Source organism: Streptomyces sp. NPDC020983 (assembly GCF_044333485.1).
In the GTDB taxonomy this organism is placed as follows: Bacteria; Actinomycetota; Actinomycetes; order Streptomycetales; family Streptomycetaceae; genus Actinacidiphila.
Window position 1 is genome coordinate 363,915 of sequence record NZ_JBIRRA010000003.1, and the last position, 18,754, is coordinate 382,668.

Here is an 18,754-nt window from a genome sequence, read left to right on the forward strand (position 1 = left end):
GTCCGGCGCGGGGGCAGCGCACAACCTCAGAGCCCCGCGGCCGAGCGGAGCGCTTCGACACGGTCGGTGCGCTCCCACGTGAAGTCGGGAAGCTCGCGCCCGAAGTGCCCGTAGGCGGCGGTGGCCGCGTAGATGGGGCGCAGCAGGTCGAGGTCGCGGATGATCGCGGCCGGCCGCAGGTCGAAGACCTGCGAGATCGCCTGCTCGATCTTCTCGACGTCCACGTTCTCCGTGCCGAAGGTCTCGACGAAGAGGCCGACCGGCTCCGCCTTGCCGATGGCGTAGGCGACCTGCACCTCGCACCGCGCCGCGAGCCCGGCGGCGACGACGTTCTTGGCCACCCAGCGCATCGCGTACGCCGCGGAGCGGTCGACCTTGGACGGGTCCTTGCCGGAGAAGGCGCCGCCGCCGTGGCGGGCCATGCCGCCGTACGTGTCGATGATGATCTTGCGGCCGGTCAGGCCGGCGTCGCCCATCGGGCCGCCGATCTCGAAGCGCCCGGTGGGGTTGACGAGCAGCTTGTAGCCCTCGGTGTCCAGCTTGATGCCGTCCTCGATGAGCGCCTTGAGCTCGACCTCGACGACGAACTCGCGGATGTCGGGCGCGAGCAGCGACTCCAGGTCGATGTCGGAGGCGTGCTGCGAGGACACCACGACGGTGTCGAGGCGGACGGCCTTGTCGCCGTCGTACTCGATGGTGACCTGCGTCTTGCCGTCGGGCCGCAGGTAGGGGATCGTCCCGTTCTTGCGGACCTCGGACAGCCGCCGCGAGAGGCGGTGCGCCAGCGTGATGGGCAGCGGCATCAGCTCGGGCGTCTCGTCGGAGGCGTAGCCGAACATCAGGCCCTGGTCGCCCGCGCCCTGCTTGTCGAGGTCGTCCTCGCCCGCGGCGCCCTCGACGCGGGCCTCGTAGGCCGTGTCGACGCCCTGGGCGATGTCGGGGGACTGCGCGCCGATGGACACCGACACGCCGCAGGACGCGCCGTCGAAGCCCTTCTTGGACGAGTCGTAGCCGATGTCGAGGATCCTGTTGCGGACGAGGGTGGCGATGTCCACGTAAGCGGTCGTCGTCACCTCTCCCGCGATGTGCACCTGGCCGGTGGTGATCAGCGTCTCGACCGCGACGCGCGAGGCGGGGTCGGCGGTCAGCAGGGCGTCGAGAATGGTGTCGCTGATCTGGTCAGCGATCTTGTCGGGGTGGCCCTCGGTGACGGACTCGGAGGTGAAGAGGCGGCGGGACACATCGCTCCCTGGGGTTGCAGCGGCTGCTGGCTGATTTGTGGTGGGGTGCGCGGGGCTGCGCCCGGCACTCCGGCGGCAAGTTTATCGTTCGCGCCGCCCGGGCGGACACGACATCTCGTTCCTTGGATGCGGCATGACCTGCGTCACCTCCGCCGACGGTGTGACGATCGGTCCTGCCACGGCGGCTTTTCGCAGGTTTCCGCCCGTTTCGGCACGCCCGTTCGGGGGATTTCCGCGAGGTGGCCTACTCGGGGGCCCTCAGCCCGTCCGGGGGGCGCCGCCGAGCCGGACGGACACGAGGTCCCAGACGGTCTCGGCGAGTGCCTCCTTCGGGCCGTACGGCACGGCGGTCTCGCTGCCGTCGGCACCCAGGACGACGGCCGCGTTCTCGTCGGTGCCGAAGGCGGTGCCCTCCCCCACCTCGTTGACGACCAGCAGGTCACAGCCCTTGCGGGCGAGCTTCCTGCGCCCGTTGGCGAGCACGTCGTCGGTCTCCGCGGCGAAGCCCACCACGACCAGCCCGGGGTGCGGGCGCTCCGCGGACAGGCCCGCGAGGACGTCGGGGTTCTCGGTGAGCCGGATCGGCTCGGGCCCCTCGCCGTCTCGCTTCTTGATCTTCCTGTCCGCGTAATGGACCGGACGGAAGTCCGCGACGGCCGCGGCCATCACGACCGCGTCGGCGTCCCGGGCGGCGGCGAGCACCGCCTCGCGCAGCTGCCGGGCGGTGCCGACCGGCACCACGTCGGCGCCCGCGGGATCCGGCAACGCGGTGTTGGCGGCGACGAGCGTGACCCGGGCGCCGCGCGCGACCGCGGTACGGGCGAGCGCGTAGCCCTGCTTGCCGGAGGAGCGGTTGCCGAGGAAGCGGACGGGGTCGAGCGGCTCGCGGGTGCCGCCGGCGCTGACCACCACGTGGCGGCCGGCCAGGTCCCGGCTGAGGCCGCCGCGGGCCAGCACCCGGCGGCAGACCTCGAAGATCTCCGCGGGCTCGGGCAGCCGGCCCTTGCCCGTGTCGACGCCGGTCAGACGGCCGACCGCGGGCTCCACCACGACGGCGCCGCGGCGGCGCAGCGTGGCGACGTTCTCCTGCGTGGCGGGGTGCTCCCACATCTCGGTGTGCATGGCGGGGGCGAAGACGACCGGGCAGCGGGCGGTGAGCAGGGTGTTGGTGAGCAGGTCGTCGGCCAGGCCGTGGGCGGCCCGGGCGAGCAGGTCGGCGGTGGCGGGGGCGACGACCACGAGGTCGGCGTGCTGGCCGATCCGGACGTGCGGCACCTCGTGGACACCGGTCCAGACGCCGGTGGCGACCGGGTGGCCGGACAGCGCCGACCAGGTGGCGGCGCCCACGAAGTTCAGCGCCGACTCGGTCGGCACCACGGTGACGTCGTGGCCGGACTCGGTGAGCCGCCGCAGCAGCTCGCAGGACTTGTACGCCGCGATGCCGCCGCCGACACCGAGCACGACCCGGGGGCGGCCCCCCGCCGTACCGCCGTCCGCCTGCCGCTCCATGCGTCTCTCCCGTCTGCCGTGGCGCCCTCACCGGCCCCGTTCGCGCCGGGGCCGCTGGTCCCATGACACACCACAGGCCCGGCGGTCGCGCCGCCGGGCCTGTGGTGGTGCTGTGTACGTGTGTGCGCGGTGCGGCTGCTCAGCCGGCCGGGGTCTCGACGGCCTCGGAGGTCAGCAGACCCGCGTTGATCTCGCGCAGCGCGATCGACAGGGGCTTCTCGTGGACGTGGGTGTCCACCAGCGGGCCGACGTACTCCAGCAGGCCCTCGCCGAGCTGGGAGTAGTACGCGTTGATCTGGCGGGCACGCTTGGCCGCGTAGATCACCAGGCTGTACTTGGAGTCGGTCGCCTCGAGCAGCTCGTCGATCGGCGGGTTGATGATGCCCTCGGGCGCGGTGATGGAAGAGGACACGCTCTACCTACCCCTACTGACGGGAACGAGTGGACGGTGCGGACCGGGTGGCGGGCGCGGAAGCCGGACGTGGGTCCGGCGCGCGGGACGAAGATGCCACTCAGTCGATCTGCATCAAGGCTAGCAGCTCACGCGCTACATCCTCGACGGAGGTGTTGACAAGGGTGCGGTCGAACTCCGACTCGGCGGCCAGTTCGATGCGGGCCGCGGCCAGTCGGCGCTCGATCACCTCGGGCGACTCGGTGCCCCGGCCGGTGAGCCGGCGGACCAGTTCCTCCCAGCTGGGCGGGGCGAGGAAGACCAGATCGGCCTCCGGCATCGACTCGCGGACCAGCCGGGCGCCCTGGAGGTCGATCTCCAGCAGCACCGGGTCGCCGGCGGCGAGCCGGTCGAGGACCGCCTGCCGCGGGGTGCCGTAGCGGTGGCCGGCGAATTCGGCCCACTCCAGCAGTTCGCCGTTGGCGACGAGTTTGTCGAACTCGTCGTCGTCGACGAAGAAATACTGCACACCCTCCCGTTCACCGGGGCGGGGCTTTCTGGTCGTCGCCGACACCGAGAGCCACACCTCGGGGTGCACGGTGCGCAGGTGGGCGACGACCGTGCTCTTGCCGACCCCTGAGGGGCCGGAGAGCACGGTCAGTCGCGGACGTCTGACCGGGGGGGCCGCAGTGGCCCCCTGCGTAGCGAGGGGGCCGGCGGCCCCCCGGGAGACAGCAGAGCTCATGGAGCGATTATCCCTGGTTCCCGGAGGACCTGGGACATCAGGCGGCGGTGCCGCCGAACTCCCGCTCGAGGGAAGCGATCTGGTTCGAGCCAAGACCGCGCACCCGGCGGCTCTCGGAGATGCCGAGCCGCTCCATGATCTGCTTGGCGCGCACTTTCCCGACACCGGGAAGGGACTCGAGCAGGGCGGAGACCTTCATCTTGCCGATGACGTCGTTCTCCTGGCCTTGCTTGATGACCTCGTGCAGGGACGCGCCGGAGTGCTTCAGTCGGTTCTTGACCTCGGCGCGCTCCCGGCGAGCCGCGGCGGCCTTTTCGAGCGCGGCAGCGCGCTGTTCAGGGGTAAGGGGCGGAAGAGCCACGCCTACGTCACCTCGGAAGTAGAGCAATCGGATATGGACCGTGTGGAACACACTCGCCCCGCAGGTGCGGGGTGAGGAGCTGCGCGGATGAACTGCGCGCTCCTGTCGGAGACTAGCGGTCCGGACGGCTCAAGTCAGCGAGAACAGTCGAAAAGTCCTGGTCAGCCTTGATCCGAGGGGATATTTGGGACAAAGGGGAACACCTTGCGGGCGCAAAGTCGCCGGTGGTTGAATCCGGCCCTTTTTCTGTTCGATATTCGACCGTATTACCCGCAGGTATTACCGCACTATTGCCCCGCTTGGTGCAGCTCCCGGCCCCGCCGGGGCCCGTCAGACCGCCGCGAGGGCCGTGCGGACCTCGTCGGCGTACCGCTGCGCGGCCCCGCGCAGCGCCGCCGCGTCCGGGCCGTGCCGCAGCACCCCGCGGCTCACGCTCGGCAGCACGTTGCCGAGCGCGGCGCCGAAGACGGCCGGCAGGTCGGCCGCGGTCGCGCCCTGCGCGCCGACGCCCGGGGCCAGCAGCGGGCCGTTCACCGCGAGGTCGACCCCGGCCTGGCCCAGCGTCGCCCCGACGACCGCGCCGACCGAGCCCAGCGGGGACTCCCCGTCGTTCTCCCCGGCCACGGCGTCCAGCACCACCTGGGCGACCGGCCGGCCGTCCGCCGCCGTCGCCCGCTGCACCTCGGCGCCCTCCGGGTTCGACGTCAGCGCCAGCACGAAGACACCCGCGCCCGCCGCCCGCGCCGCGTCCAGGGCGGGCCGCAGCGAGCCGAAGCCCAGATACGGGCTGACCGTGACCGCGTCGCTGAACAGCGGCGAGGAGGGGTCCAGGTACGTGGCGGCGTACGCGGCCATCGTCGAGCCGATGTCGCCCCGCTTGGCGTCCATCAGCACCAGCGCGCCCGCCTGCCGGGCCGCCGCGACGGCCCGCTCCAGCACCGCGACACCGCGCGAGCCGAAGCGCTCGAAGAACGCCGACTGCGGCTTGAGCACCGCCACCTGCTCCGCCAGCGCCTCGACGGCTGTCATCGCGAAGCGCTCCAGGCCCGCGACGTCGTCACCGACGCCCCACTCGGCGAGCAGCGAGGCGTGCGGGTCGATGCCGACGCACAGCTGCCCGCGGGTGTCCATGGCCCGGCGCAGCCGCGCGCCGAAGGGCTCCTGCTCAGTGGTCACGGGGTGGCCTTCCTGGTGTCGGCGCCGACCGCGTCGGCAAGGGTGGCGTACGGGCTCGCGGCCAGCCGGGCGGCCAGCCCCTTGTGGACCGCCCGCATCCAGAACGGCCCCCGGTAGATGAAGGCGCTGTAGCCCTGCACGAGCGTCGCACCGGCCAGGATGCGCTGCCAGGCGTCCTCGGCGTCCGCCACGCCGCCGACCCCGACCAGCGTGATCCGGTCGCCGACCCGCGCGTACAGCCGCCGCAGCACCTCCAGCGAGCGGTCCTTCAGCGGGGCCCCGGACAGCCCGCCGGTCTCGGCCGCGATCGCGGGGTCGCCGGTCAGGCCCAGGCTCTCGCGGGCGACGGTGGTGTTGGTGGCGATGACGCCGTCGAGCCCCAGCTCAAGGGCGAGGTCCGCGACCGCGTCCACGTCCTCGTCGGCGAGGTCCGGCGCGATCTTGACCAGCAGCGGCACCCGCCGTCCGGGCACCGCCCGGTCGGCCGCCTCCCGCACCCCGGCCAGCAGCGGCCGCAGCGCCTCGGTGGCCTGGAGGTTCCGCAGCCCCGGGGTGTTCGGCGAGGACACGTTGACGACGAGGTAGTCCGCGTGCCGCGCCAGCCGCTCGGCGGAGGTGACGTAGTCCTGTACGGCCTCACCCTCGGGGACGACCTTGGTCTTGCCGATGTTGACGCCCACGGTCACCGGGAAGACCGCCCGGCGCGCCGCGAGCCGGGCCGCGACGGCGGCGGAGCCGTCGTTGTTGAATCCCATCCGGTTGATCAGCGCGCGGTCCGGCACCAGCCGGAAGAGCCGCGGCTGCGGGTTGCCGGGCTGCGGCTGCGCCGTGACCGTGCCGATCTCGACGTGGTCGAAGCCGAGCATCGCCATGCCGTCCACGGCGACGGCGTTCTTGTCGAAGCCCGCCGCCAGGCCGAACGGCCCGGGCATCGTCCGCCCGAAGGCGGTCGTCCGCAGCGCCAGGTACCGCGGGGCCAGCACGCGGGCGGCCAGCGCCCGCAGTCCGGGCGTCCGGGCGGCGGCCCGGATCCACCCGAAGGCCAGGTGGTGCGCCTTCTCGGCGTCCATCCGCCGGAAGAGCATCCGGAAGAGCAGTGCGTACATGCGTCGCTTTCTCCGTCGTACGGTTCGGCGCGCCCCGCCCGGGGCGCGGGGACTGCGCGCGGCGCACACGGCGCCGCAGCCGCCACCGCCCGGTGGTCCGGTGGCGTACCGGACCACCGGCCGGTGGGCGGCCGCGCGCGCAGTTCCCCGCGCCCTGACAGGGCGCTTGCCCGGCAGGGTCAGGCGCGGCTGGCGGCCAGGCGGGCGGCGTGCTCCTGGAGGGAGCCGACCCCGATCTCGCCGCGCGTCAGCGCGTCGATGCCCTGCACGGCCGCCGCGAGCGCCTGGACCGTCGTGAGGCACGGGATGCCGCGCGCGACCGCCGCCGTACGGATGTCGTAGCCGTCCAGGCGGCCCCCCGTGCCGAACGGGGTGTTCACGATCAGGTCGACCTCTCCCTCGTGGATGAGGGTCACGACCGTGGGCTCGCCCTCGGGCCCGACGCCCTCGCTCTGCTTGCGCACGACCTTCGCGTGGATGCCGTTGCGGCGCAGCACCTCCGCGGTGCCGGAGGTGGCGAGCAGCTCGAAGCCGTGCTCGATGAGCGCGCGGGCCGGGAAGATCAGGGCGCGCTTGTCGCGGTTGGCGACCGAGACGAAGGCGCGGCCCTTGCTGGGCAGGGCCCCGTACGCACCGGCCTGGGACTTCGCGTAGGCCGTGCCGAAGACCGCGTCGATGCCCATGACCTCGCCGGTGGAGCGCATCTCCGGGCCGAGGACGGTGTCGACGCCGCGGCCCTGCGGGTCGCGGAAGCGGCTCCAGGGCAGCACCGCCTCCTTGACGGAGATCGGCGCGTCCAGCGGCAGTTCCCCGCCGTCGCCGGTGGCGGGCAGCAGGCCCTCGGCCCGCAGCTCGGCGATGGTGGCGCCGAGCGAGATGCGGGCGGCGGCCTTCGCGAGCGGCACGGCGGTGGCCTTGGAGGTGAAGGGGACGGTACGGGAGGCGCGCGGGTTGGCCTCCAGGACGTAGAGGATGTCCCCGGCCAGCGCGAACTGGATGTTGATCAGGCCCTGGACGCCGACGCCGCGGGCGATGGCCTCGGTGGAGGCGCGCAGCCGCTTGATGTCGTGGCCGCCCAGCGTGATCGGCGGCAGCGCGCACGCCGAGTCGCCGGAGTGGATACCGGCTTCCTCGATGTGCTCCATGACGCCGCCGAGGTAGAGCTCGTGGCCGTCGTAGAGGGCGTCGACGTCGATCTCGATGGCGTCGTCGAGGAAGCGGTCGACCAGGACCGGGCGGTCGTGGCTGATCTCGGTGGACTCCGCGATGTACGAGGCGAGCCGCGCCTCGTCGTAGACGATCTCCATGCCGCGGCCGCCCAGCACGTACGACGGCCGGACGAGGACCGGGTAGCCGATCTCGTCGGCGATGGCCTTGGCGCCGGGGAAGGACGTGGCGGTGCCGTGCTTGGGCGCGGGCAGCCCGGCCTCGGCGAGGACACGGCCGAAGGCGCCGCGGTCCTCGGCGAGGTGGATGGCCTCGGGCGAGGTGCCGACGACCGGCACGCCGTTGTCCTTGAGGGCCTGCGCGAGACCCAGCGGGGTCTGGCCGCCGAGCTGGACGACGACACCGGCGACCGGGCCCGCCTGCTCCTCGGCGTGCACGATCTCCAGCACGTCCTCCAGGGTGAGCGGCTCGAAGTAGAGCCGGTCGGAGGTGTCGTAGTCGGTGGAGACCGTCTCCGGGTTGCAGTTGACCATGACCGTCTCGTACCCGGCGTCGTGCAGCGCGAAGGACGCGTGCACGCAGGAGTAGTCGAACTCGATGCCCTGGCCGATGCGGTTGGGCCCGGAGCCCAGGATGATCACCGCGGGCCTGCTCCGCGGCGCGACCTCGGTCTCCTCGTCGTAGGAGGAGTAGAAGTACGGCGTGGCGGCGGCGAACTCGGCGGCGCAGGTGTCGACGGTCTTGTAGACCGGGCGGATGCCGAGCGCGTGCCGCACCTCGCGGACGGTCTCCTCGCGCAGGCCGCGGATGCCGGCGATCTGGGCGTCGGAGAAGCCGTGCCGCTTGGCCTCGGCGAGCAGGCCGGGGTCGAGGCGGTCGGCGGCGGCCAGCTCCTCGGCGTATTCGTGGATGAGGAACAGCTGGTCGACGAACCACGGGTCGATCCTCGTGGACTCGAAGACCTCCTCGGGGGTGGCTCCGGCGCGGATCGCGGTCATGACGGTGTTGATCCGGCCGTCGGTGGGGACGGCGGCGAGCTCCAGCAGCCCGGCCTTCGCGGCCGGGTCGACGGGGGTCGCGAAGTCGAACTGCGAGCCCTTCTTCTCCAGCGACCGCAGCGCCTTGTTGAGTGCCTCGGTGAAGTTCCGGCCGATGGCCATGGCCTCGCCGACGGACTTCATGGTGGTGGTGAGGGTGGGGTCGGCGGCCGGGAACTTCTCGAAGGCGAAGCGCGGCACCTTGACCACGACGTAGTCGAGCGTGGGCTCGAAGGACGCCGGGGTCTTCTCGGTGATGTCGTTCGGGATCTCGTCGAGGGTGTAGCCGACGGCGAGCCGGGCGGCGATCTTGGCGATCGGGAAGCCGGTGGCCTTGGACGCCAGCGCCGAGGAGCGGGAGACCCGGGGGTTCATCTCGATGACGATGACCCGGCCGTCCTCGGGGTTGACGGCGAACTGGATGTTGCAGCCGCCGGTGTCGACGCCGACCTCGCGGATCACGGCGATGCCGATGTCGCGCAGGACCTGGTACTCGCGGTCGGTGAGGGTCATGGCGGGCGCGACGGTGATGGAGTCGCCGGTGTGCACGCCCATGGGGTCGAAGTTCTCGATGGAGCAGACGACCACGACGTTGTCGTGCTTGTCGCGCATCAGCTCCAGCTCGTACTCCTTCCAGCCGAGGATGGACTCCTCCAGCAGCACCTCGGTCGTCGGCGACAGGGTCAGGCCCTGGCCGGCGATGCGGCGCAGCTCCTCCTCGTCGTGCGCGAAGCCGGAGCCGGCGCCGCCCATGGTGAAGGAGGGACGGACGACGACCGGGTAGCCGCCGAGCGTCTCGACGCCGGCGAGGACGTCCTCCATCGAGTGGCAGATGACCGAGCGGGCGGACTCGCCGTGGCCGATCTTCGCGTTGACCGCCTCGACGACGCCCTTGAACTGCTCGCGGTCCTCGCCCTTGTGGATGGCCTCGACGTTGGCGCCGATGAGCTCGACGCCGTACTCGGCGAGCGTGCCGTTCTCGTGCAGCGAGATCGCGGTGTTGAGCGCGGTCTGGCCGCCGAGGGTGGGCAGCAGCGCGTCGGGGCGCTCCTTGGCGATGATCTTCTCGACGTACTCCGGGGTGATCGGCTCGACGTAGGTGGCGTCGGCGATCTCCGGGTCGGTCATGATCGTGGCCGGGTTGGAGTTGACCAGGACGACACGCAGGCCCTCGGCCTTCAGGACGCGGCAGGCCTGGGTGCCCGAGTAGTCGAACTCCGCGGCCTGGCCGATGACGATCGGACCCGAGCCGATGACCAGAACGGACCGGATGTCGGTGCGCTTAGGCACGCTGGGCCTCCATGAGCTTGACGAAGCGGTCGAACAGGTACGCGGCGTCGTGCGGGCCCGCCGCGGCCTCGGGGTGGTACTGGACGGAGAAGGCGGGCCGGTCGAGCAGCCGCAGGCCCTCCACCACCTGGTCGTTGAGGCAGACGTGGCTGACCTCGGCGCGCCCGTACGGGGTCTGGCTGACCTCGTCGAGGGGCGCGTCGACGGCGAAGCCGTGGTTGTGCGCGGTGACCTCGACCTTGCCGGTGGTGCGGTCCTGCACCGGCTGGTTGATGCCGCGGTGGCCGTACTTGAGCTTGTACGTGCCGAAGCCGAGGGCGCGGCCGAGCAGCTGGTTGCCGAAGCAGATGCCGAACAGCGGGGTGCCGCGCTCCAGGACCTCCCGGACGACGGTGAGGTCGGCGGTGGCGGGGTCACCGGGGCCGTTGGACAGGAAGACGCCGTCGGGCGAGGTCGCGTAGACCTCCTCGGGGGTCGCGTTCGCGGGCAGCACGTGCACCTCGATGCCGCGCTCGGCCATCCGGTGCGGGGTCATGCCCTTGATGCCGAGGTCGAGGGCGGCGACGGTGAAGCGCTTCGCGCCGATGGCGGGCACCACGTACGCCTGCTCGGTGGCGACCTCGCCGGCCAGGTCGGCGCCGGTCATCTCGGGGGCCTGGCGGACCTTCGCGAGCAGGGTGCCCTCGTCGGCCAGCGCGTTGCCGGAGAAGATGCCGACGCGCATGGCGCCGCGCTCGCGCAGGTGCCGGGTCAGGGCGCGGGTGTCGACACCGCTGATGCCGACGACGCCCTGCGCGGCCAGCTCCTCGTCCAGCGTGCGCACGGAGCGCCAGTTGGACGGGCGGCGGGCCGGGTCGCGGACGACGTAGCCGGCCACCCAGATGCGGCGGGACTCGGGGTCCTCGTCGTTGACGCCGGTGTTGCCGACGTGCGGGGCGGTCATGACGACCACCTGCCGGTGGTAGGAGGGGTCGGTCAGGGTCTCCTGGTAACCGGTCATGCCGGTGGAGAAGACGGCCTCGCCGAAGGTCTCCCCCACCGCGCCGTAGGCGCGGCCGCGGAAGGTGCGGCCGTCCTCCAGGACGAGTACGGCGGGCGTGCGCGCCGCCCGGGTGGAGGTCGTCATTTCGCGCCTTCCTTCTGGTGCTGCTCGGATTCCGGCCGGGAGCCGGTGAAGGCGACAGCGCTGTCGCCGCTGAGTTCGGTGATCCGCTCGGCCCACGCCGGGTGCTGCGCGGCGGTGTCGAGGCGGAAGCCGGAGTCGATGAGGGTGCCGCCGTGCTCCCAGGTGACGACCAGCAGGCCGCCCTCGGTGAGCACCTTGCCGGCGATGCCCTTGTCGAGCCGGGCGCCGCGCAGGGCGGCGGTGGGGACGAAGAAGCCGGGTGCGCCGGTGCGGTCGACGTCCAGACCCTGGCCGGTGAGGGTGAGCCCGGCGCGGCTGCGGACGCCCAGGCCGTGGGCGACGATGCGGTCCAGCCACTGCCCGGCGGTGGTGCTGCCGTGGTAGCGGCCCTCGGCCCGCAGCAGCACCTCGCCGGTGGCGCCGGGGGCCTGCGGGAGGGCGGGCAGGCCGCCCTGGAGGGTGCGGCGCCACTGCCACCCCTGCCGCATCAGCCAGTAGACCAGGCCGACGAACAGGACCAGCCCGACGATCCAGCCGATCCGGTCGCCCCAGTGGGTGACCTTCGCCGAGTGCTTGCCGTCGGCCCGTGCCGCCGCCAGCGTGAGCTGTGCCAGTGGTGTCATACGAGCTTCCCGTCCATGACCGTCGCGCGGCCCCGCAGGAAGGTGGCGACGACCCGGCCCGGCAGCTCGCGGCCCGCGTACGGGGTGTTGCGGCTGCGGGAGGCGAACCCCGCGGGATTGACGGTCCCACGGTATGCGGGATCGACCAGCACCAGGTTGGCGGGCTCGCCGGGGGCGACGGGCCGGCCGTGTCCGGCGAGCCGGCCGATGGCGGCCGGGCGGGCGGACATCCGGTCGGCGACCCCGGACCAGTCGAGCAGGCCGGTGTCGACCATGGTGTGCTGCACCACGGACAGCGCGGTCTCCAGGCCGATCATGCCCATGGCCGCGGCGGCCCACTCGCAGTCCTTGTCCTCGTGCGGGTGCGGGGCGTGGTCGGTGGCCACGCAGTCGATCGTGCCGTCGGCGAGCGCCTCGCGCAGCGCCATGACGTCGGCCTCGGTGCGCAGCGGCGGGTTGACCTTGTAGACCGGGTCGTAGGAGCGGACCAGCTCGTCGGTCAGCAGCAGGTGGTGCGGGGTGACCTCGGCGGTGACGTCCCAGCCCTTCGACTTGGCCCAGCGCACGATCTCGACCGAGCCCGCGGTGGACAGGTGGCAGATGTGCACGCGGGAGCCGACGTGCGCGGCCAGCAGCACGTCACGGGCGATGACCGACTCCTCGGCGACCGCGGGCCAGCCCGTCAGGCCCAGCTCCCCGGAGACGGTGCCCTCGTTCATCTGGGCGCCCTCGGTGAGCCGCGGCTCCTGCGCGTGCTGGGCGACGACGCCGTCGAAGGCCTTCACGTACTCCAGCGCCCGGCGCATGATCACCGCGTCGTCCACGCACTTGCCGTCGTCGGAGAAGACCCGCACCTGCGCGGCGGAGTCGGCCATCGCGCCCAGCTCGGCGAGCTGCTTGCCCTCCAGGCCGACGGTGACCGCGCCGACCGGCTGGACGTCGCAGTAGCCGGACTCGCGGCCGAGCCGCCAGACCTGCTCGACGACGCCCGCGGTGTCGGCGACCGGGAAGGTGTTGGCCATGGCGTGCACGGCGGTGTAGCCGCCGGCCGCGGCCGCACGGGTGCCGGTCAGCACCGTCTCGGAGTCCTCACGGCCGGGCTCGCGCAGGTGGGTGTGCAGGTCGACCAGGCCGGGCAGCAGGACGTGCCCGGCGGCCTCGACGACCGCCGCGCCCTCGGGGGCCGCCAGCCCCTCGCCGACGGCGGTCACCGTACCGCCGGTGATCAGCACGTCCTGCGCGGCGCCGCCGAGGACCTTCGCGCCGCGGATCAGGGTGGTGTCGCTCATGGTTACTTGCTCTCCTCGGTACCGGGGGCGGGTCGTTCGGTGCTCAGGGCCGGCTCGGAGCCGCCGAGCAGCAGGTAGAGCACCGCCATCCGGGTGCTGACGCCGTTGGCGACCTGCTCGACGGCGGTGCAGCGCGGCGAGTCGGCGACCTCGGCGGTGATCTCCATGCCGCGGTTCATCGGGCCGGGGTGCATCACGATGGCGTGCCCGGGCAGCGCGGCCATCCGCCGCCCGTCCAGGCCGTAGCGGCGGGCGTACTCGCGCTCCGTCGGGAAGTACGCGGCGTTCATCCGCTCGCGCTGCACCCGCAGCATCATGACCGCGTCGGATTTCGCGAGGACCGCGTCGAGGTCGTACGAGACCTCGCACGGCCACGTCTCCACGCCGATCGGCAGCAGCGTGGGCGGCGCGACCAGGGTGACGCCGGCGCCCAGGGTGGCCAGCAGCTGGACGTTGGAGCGGGCGACGCGGCTGTGCAGGATGTCGCCGACGATCGTGACCCGGCGGCCGGACAGGTCGCGGCCCACGCCCGACAGGTGGCGGCGCATCGTGAAGGCGTCCAGCAGCGCCTGCGTGGGGTGCTCGTGCGTGCCGTCGCCGGCGTTGACCACCGAGGCGTTGATCCAGCCGGAGGTGGCCAGGTTGTGCGGGGCCCCCGACGAGTGGTGCCGCACGACGACCGCGTCGGCGCCCATCGCCTCCAGGGTCAGCGCGGTGTCCTTGAGCGACTCGCCCTTGGAGACCGAGGAGCCCTTGGCGGAGAAGTTGATGACGTCGGCGGACAGCCGCTTGGCCGCCGCCTCGAAGGAGATGCGGGTCCGCGTCGAGTCCTCGAAGAACAGGTTGACGACGGTACGGCCGCGCAGGGTGGGGAGCTTCTTGATCGGCCGGTCGGCGACGCGGGCCATCTCCTCGGCGGTGTCGAGGATCAGCAGGGCGTCGTCACGGGTGAGGTCGGCGGCCGAGATCAGGTGGCGCTTCATGGGGTGTCTCGTCTCCGGGTGTGCGGGGGCGTGGCGGGGCGGCCTTCGGGCATGCGGCGGCGCGGGTCCCCGGCCGGGGACCCGCGCGTACGGCGCTAGTCGTCCGCAGCCGTGCCGCTGCGCGGTGCCGCGTCGCGCTGCCCGAGCAGGACGCTGTCGCGCCCGTCCTGCTCGCTGAGCAGCACCCTGACGGTCTCGCGCTGCGAGGTCGGGAGGTTCTTGCCGACGTAGTCGGCACGGATCGGCAGCTCGCGGTGGCCCCGGTCGACGAGGACGGCGAGCTGGACGGCCCGCGGGCGGCCGATGTCGCCCAGCGCGTCGAGGGCGGCGCGGATGGTGCGGCCGGAGAAGAGCACGTCGTCGACGAGGACGACGAGCCTGCCGTCGACGCCGTCGCCGGGGATCTCGGTCGCGGCCAGCGCGCGCGGTGGGCGCAGCCGCAGGTCGTCGCGGTACATCGTGGTGTCGAGGGAGCCCACCGCCGTCTCCCGGCCGGTGATCTCCGCCAGCTTGGCGGCCAGCCGGCGGGCCAGGAAGACCCCGCGGGTGGGGATGCCGAGGAGCACCACGTCGTCGGCGCCCTTGGCGCGTTCGACGATCTCGTGGGCGATACGGGTGAGGACGCGGGCGATGTCGGGCGCCTCGAGGACCGGCCGGTCCTGCCGCGGTCCGGCTGTACCGGCGGTAACGGCTTCGGCGGTCGTGCGGTTCTCGACCATGGGTCGGGGACCTCCTTCCCCGCCTCACGGGACGGGCGTTAAAGGACGTCGGGGGTACGCCCTCACCGTATCAGGTGACCCGGACCGCCCAGGTCAGAGACCGGTCGGCCCCTTTCGGCTTGACGAGCCCGGATTACGCTGCGTAACCTCACAGTGAGTCACCGAGATTCCGTCCGGGGAGCCATATGTCCAGCGATTACGCCAAACAGCTCGGCGCGAAGCTCCGCGCCATCCGCACCCAGCAGGGACTGTCGCTGCACGGTGTCGAGGAGAAGTCCCAGGGCCGCTGGAAGGCAGTGGTCGTGGGCTCGTACGAGCGCGGCGACCGCGCCGTGACCGTCCAGCGCCTCGCCGAACTCGCCGACTTCTACGGCGTGCCGGTGCAGGAGCTGCTGCCGGGCTCGACCCCCGGCGGTGCGGCCGAGCCGCCGCCGAAACTGGTCCTCGACCTGGAGCGTCTGTCCCAGGTCCCGCCGGAGAAGGCCGGCCCGCTCCAGCGGTACGCCGCGACGATCCAGAGCCAGCGCGGCGACTACAACGGCAAGGTGCTGTCGATCCGGCAGGACGACCTGCGCACGCTCGCCGTGATCTACGACCAGTCGCCCTCGGTCCTGACCGAGCAGCTCATCGGCTGGGGCGTCCTCGACGCCGACGCCCGCCGGGCGGTCCAGCACGAAGAGGGCTGACGCCCTTCCCTGAGCAGAAACGTCCCGCCCCGGGGCGGTCCCCCCTCCCCGGGGCTCCGCCCCCGCCGAGTCCGGCTTCCCGCCGCCCCGGGGCCCAGCCCCACTGGGGCCGGCTTCCCGCCACCCGGCTCCCGGCGCCCCGGGGCCCCGCCCTTCTGAGCCCGGCTTCCCGCCGCCCCGGGGCCCTGCCCCACTGGGGCCGGCTTCCCGGCGCGCCCATTGCGGTGGCCCGCGCGACCGCCGGTTGCCTCGTGGCTGACCGCGTCGCTCCCCGCGCCCCTCGGCGCTGCGGGGTGCCACGTGCGGTGGCCCGCGCGACCTTGCTCCGGGTGGGGGGTTGCTCGCGCAGTTCCTCGCGCCCCCGGGTTGCCCGGCGGGGCATCGCGCTGTCTGTGCGGGGGTGGGGTCGGGTGCCACTCCGGGGGTACCTCCTCGGAATGCGCGTCTGACGTCATGACGTGTTCGTGGGGCGGTGGGGTGCGCATTCCTGCGGGGGCTCCCCCGGATCGTCCCCCTCCCGGGCCGGTGTGGCGGCTGCCTGCCGGTGGGGGTGAATGTGGTTCGGGGACTGCGGCTCGCCCCCGACGGCGAATGCGCCCCACAGGCGGACCGTCAGCCGACATCTGTCCCGCACGGGTGGTGGGGGTGGGAACACCCCGCGCCGCCAGGCGCGGGCACCCCCGCGGCGGGACAGCCGCCACCGCACCCCAGGCGGGCACCGCCCGAAGCGGCGCGCCGCCAGGCGCGGGCACCCCCCCACGGCGGGACACCCGCCCACGCACCCCAGGCGGGCACCGCCCGAAGCGGCGCGCCGCCAGGCGCGGGCACCCCCCCCCCGCGGCGGTGCCCGCCCGCGCACCCCGGGCGGGCACCGCCCGAAGGCGCGGGCGCCCCGCGGCGGGAAGCCGCCGACGCACGGTCGGCTGGCCGCGTGGGCCAAGGCGCCCCCCGCCGGGGGAACCGCGGGGCCCGGTGGGGGGGAGCCGTCAGACGGGCGCGTACCCCGCGGAGCGGGTGGTGAAGGTGGCACGCCCCTGCGTGCGTCCCCGCAGGGATCCGGCGTAGCCGAAGAGGCGGGCGAGCGGCACCGTCGCCGTGACCTCCGTGGCGCCGGCCACGGAACGCTGGCCGGCCACCCGCCCCCGCCGCGCGGCGAGGTCGCCGAGGACCGCCCCGACGCAGTCGTCCGGCGTGGTCACCGTGACCTCGGCGACCGGCTCCAGGAGCCCGACCTCGCACTCCCTCAGCGCCGCCCGCAGGGCGTCGCGGCCGGCGGTGCGGAAGGCGAGCTCGGACGAGTCCCTGGGGTGCGTGGCTCCGTCCGTCAGGTCGACCCGCAGCCCCGTGACGGGGTGCCCGCCGAGCGGCCCTTCGGCGAGCGCGTCCCGGCAGCCGTCCGCCACCGCGCGCACGTACTCGCGCGGTACCCGCCCGCCGGTCACGGTGGACGCGAACACGAACCCCTCCTCTCCCCCGCCGTGCGGGGCGACGTCGATCACGACGTGCGCGTACTGCCCGGCGCCGCCGTCCTGCTTGACGTGCCGGTGGACGTGGCCGGTGACCCCGCGGAGCACCGTCTCCCGGTACGAGACCTGCGGGGGGCCGACCGCGACCCGGATGCCGTGGTCGATGCGCACCTTCTCCACCGCCACCTCCAGGTGCAGCTCGCCCATGCCGGCCAGGAGGAGCTGGCCGGTCTCCGCGTCGGTGCGGACGGCGAGCGACGGGTCCTCCTCCGCGAGCCGGGCGAGCGCGGCGACGAGCCGTTCGGTGTCGGCGTTGCGCGCGGCCTCGACGGCGACCGAGACGACCGGCTCGGCCGTCACCGGCGGTTCCAGGACCAGCGGCGCGCCGGGCGTGCACAGCGTCGTCCCGGGGCGCGCGCCCTTGGGGCCGACGACGGCGACGATGTCCCCGGCGACGGCCTGCTCGGCCTCGGCGTGCCGGTCGGCCTGCACCCGCAGGATGCGGCCGACGCGTTCGGCGCGCCGGGCGCCCGCGTCCAGCACCGTGTCCCCCTTCCGCAGCGTGCCCGAGTAGACCCGCAGGAACGTGAGCCGCCCGGTGGCGGTCGCGTTGACCTTGAACACCAGCCCCGCGAAGGGCGCCGCCGGGTCGGCGGGCCGTTCGGCGGGCCCGTCGCCCGCCCGGCCGCGCACCGCCGGGACGTCCAGCGGCGAGGGCAGGTAGGCGGCGACCGCGTCCAGCAGCGGTTCGACGCCGCGGTTGCGGTAGGCCGAGCCGCACAGCACGACGACGGCCCCGCCGTCACGGGTGAGGTCGCGCAGCACCGCGGTCAGCGCCTGCGGGCTCAGCGCCCGTCCGGCGCAGAACTCCTCCAGCGCGGCCGGGTGCAGCCCGGCCACCGTCTCCTCCAGCAGCCGGCGGCGCCGCGCGGCCTCGTCCCGCAGCTCCGGGGGGATGTCGCCCTCCGTGCACGGGGCGGCGCCGTCCGCCCACACCAGCGCACGCATCGCCACGAGGTCGACGACGCCGGTGAAGCCGTCCTCGCGGCCGATCGGCAGCTGCACGACCAGCGGTACGGTGTGCAGCCGCTGCCGGATGGACTCGGCCGCGGCGTCGAGGTCCGCGCCGGCCCGGTCCAGCTTGTTGACGAAGGCGATGCGCGGGACGCCGTGCCGCTCGGCCTGCCGCCACACCGACTCGCTCTGCGGCTCGACGCCGGCGACCGCGTCGAAGACCGCGACCGCGCCGTCGAGGACGCGCAGCGAGCGTTCGACCTCGTCGGCGAAGTCGACGTGGCCGGGCGTGTCGATGAGGTTGATCCGGTGGCCGGCCCAGTCGCAGGAGACGGCGGCGGCGAAGATGGTGATGCCGCGGTCGCGCTCCTGCGGGTCGAAGTCGGTGACGGTGGTGCCGTCATGGACCTCGCCGCGTTTGTGGGTGGCGCCGGTGAGATAGAGGATCCGCTCGGTGACGGTGGTCTTGCCCGCGTCCACATGGGCGAGGATGCCGATGTTGCGGACGGTCGCGAGCGGGTTGGCGGTCTGACGGGTGCGGGTGCTGCGCACGGCCCTGGGCCTTTCGGGTGATCCGGGAAACGGGCGGCGCGATTCCCCCGGGGCGCACCGGGCCCGCGGCACCGGCCGCAGAGGCGTCCGGGCGGGCGGGGCGTGAGGGTGCGTCAGGGGGTCCGGGGCCGGCCGCGCAGCCGGCGCCGGAGGCACGAGGACACCAGGATCACCCGGTGCCGCGTCGCGGGGATGGCGGCGGCGGTACGCACGGCCGTCTCCCCTCGTTCGTCGGCGGGCGCGCCCTCGTGGTGGCGGGGCGCGCGGTTGATG

At 73.6% G+C, this 18,754-nt stretch carries 15 protein-coding genes; 1 reads left to right on the forward strand and 14 read right to left on the reverse strand.

Features of this window, described 5'->3' with window-relative positions; genetic code table 11:
- Window positions 1–26: 26 nt before the first annotated feature.
- The 13 genes from metK to pyrR form a co-directional block, all read right to left on the reverse strand.
- Entirely contained in the window at window positions 27–1,241 is a 1,215-nt protein-coding gene (gene metK / locus ACH4SE_RS07920) for a methionine adenosyltransferase (protein ID WP_398542437.1), read from the reverse strand.
- Between the two features lie 258 nt (window positions 1,242–1,499).
- On the reverse strand, window positions 1,500–2,750 hold the full coding sequence (coaBC, locus tag ACH4SE_RS07925) for a bifunctional phosphopantothenoylcysteine decarboxylase/phosphopantothenate--cysteine ligase CoaBC (RefSeq protein WP_398542438.1): 1,251 nt from the start codon (window positions 2,748–2,750) through the stop codon (window positions 1,500–1,502).
- Window positions 2,751–2,889: 139 nt separating this feature from the next.
- Window positions 2,890–3,162, reverse strand: coding sequence for a DNA-directed RNA polymerase subunit omega (gene rpoZ, locus ACH4SE_RS07930; RefSeq protein ID WP_398542439.1), 273 nt, complete (start codon window positions 3,160–3,162; stop codon window positions 2,890–2,892).
- 100 nt (window positions 3,163–3,262) lie between these two features.
- On the reverse strand, window positions 3,263–3,886 hold the full coding sequence (gene gmk, locus ACH4SE_RS07935) for a guanylate kinase (protein WP_398542440.1): 624 nt from the start codon (window positions 3,884–3,886) through the stop codon (window positions 3,263–3,265).
- A 37-nt stretch (window positions 3,887–3,923) separates the two neighbouring features.
- Window positions 3,924–4,247, reverse strand: a complete 324-nt coding sequence (locus ACH4SE_RS07940; RefSeq protein ID WP_031515413.1) for an integration host factor — start codon at window positions 4,245–4,247, stop codon at window positions 3,924–3,926.
- Window positions 4,248–4,577: 330 nt separating this feature from the next.
- Window positions 4,578–5,423 (reverse strand): orotidine-5'-phosphate decarboxylase, encoded by an 846-nt coding sequence (pyrF, locus tag ACH4SE_RS07945; RefSeq protein ID WP_398542441.1) that lies wholly within the window; start codon window positions 5,421–5,423, stop codon window positions 4,578–4,580.
- Window positions 5,420–6,529 carry a quinone-dependent dihydroorotate dehydrogenase gene (locus tag ACH4SE_RS07950; RefSeq protein ID WP_398542442.1) on the reverse strand — a complete coding sequence of 370 codons (1,110 nt, stop codon included), beginning with the start codon at window positions 6,527–6,529 and terminating at the stop codon, window positions 5,420–5,422. Before ACH4SE_RS07950 ends, pyrF begins: the two co-directional genes overlap by 4 nt.
- Before the next feature lie 179 nt (window positions 6,530–6,708).
- Window positions 6,709–10,023: a carbamoyl-phosphate synthase large subunit gene (gene carB, locus ACH4SE_RS07955; protein ID WP_398542443.1), complete on the reverse strand. Its 3,315-nt coding sequence runs from the start codon at window positions 10,021–10,023 to the stop codon at window positions 6,709–6,711.
- Window positions 10,016–11,149 carry a glutamine-hydrolyzing carbamoyl-phosphate synthase small subunit gene (gene carA / locus ACH4SE_RS07960; RefSeq protein ID WP_398542444.1) on the reverse strand — a complete coding sequence of 378 codons (1,134 nt, stop codon included), beginning with the start codon at window positions 11,147–11,149 and terminating at the stop codon, window positions 10,016–10,018. Before carA ends, carB begins: the two co-directional genes overlap by 8 nt.
- A complete protein-coding gene (locus tag ACH4SE_RS07965; RefSeq protein ID WP_398542445.1) occupies window positions 11,146–11,772 on the reverse strand; it encodes a hypothetical protein in 627 nt (208 codons plus the stop codon). Before ACH4SE_RS07965 ends, carA begins: the two co-directional genes overlap by 4 nt.
- Window positions 11,769–13,061 (reverse strand): dihydroorotase, encoded by a 1,293-nt coding sequence (locus ACH4SE_RS07970; protein ID WP_398542446.1) that lies wholly within the window; start codon window positions 13,059–13,061, stop codon window positions 11,769–11,771. The genes ACH4SE_RS07965 and ACH4SE_RS07970 overlap by 4 nt, the downstream gene beginning before the upstream one ends.
- A 2-nt stretch (window positions 13,062–13,063) precedes the next feature.
- Window positions 13,064–14,044 (reverse strand): aspartate carbamoyltransferase catalytic subunit, encoded by a 981-nt coding sequence (locus ACH4SE_RS07975; protein WP_398542447.1) that lies wholly within the window; start codon window positions 14,042–14,044, stop codon window positions 13,064–13,066.
- A 95-nt stretch (window positions 14,045–14,139) separates the two neighbouring features.
- Entirely contained in the window at window positions 14,140–14,763 is a 624-nt protein-coding gene (pyrR, locus tag ACH4SE_RS07980) for a bifunctional pyr operon transcriptional regulator/uracil phosphoribosyltransferase PyrR (RefSeq protein WP_398542448.1), read from the reverse strand.
- 185 nt (window positions 14,764–14,948) lie between these two features.
- Here pyrR and bldD point away from each other — a divergent pair, with 185 nt between their 5' ends.
- Window positions 14,949–15,449, forward strand: coding sequence for a transcriptional regulator BldD (gene bldD, locus ACH4SE_RS07985; RefSeq protein ID WP_031515395.1), 501 nt, complete (start codon window positions 14,949–14,951; stop codon window positions 15,447–15,449).
- A 986-nt stretch (window positions 15,450–16,435) separates the two neighbouring features.
- Here bldD and fusA read toward each other — a convergent pair.
- On the reverse strand, window positions 16,436–18,481 hold the full coding sequence (gene fusA, locus ACH4SE_RS07990; protein ID WP_398542449.1) for an elongation factor G: 2,046 nt from the start codon (window positions 18,479–18,481) through the stop codon (window positions 16,436–16,438).
- Between the last annotated feature and the right edge of the window lie 273 nt (window positions 18,482–18,754).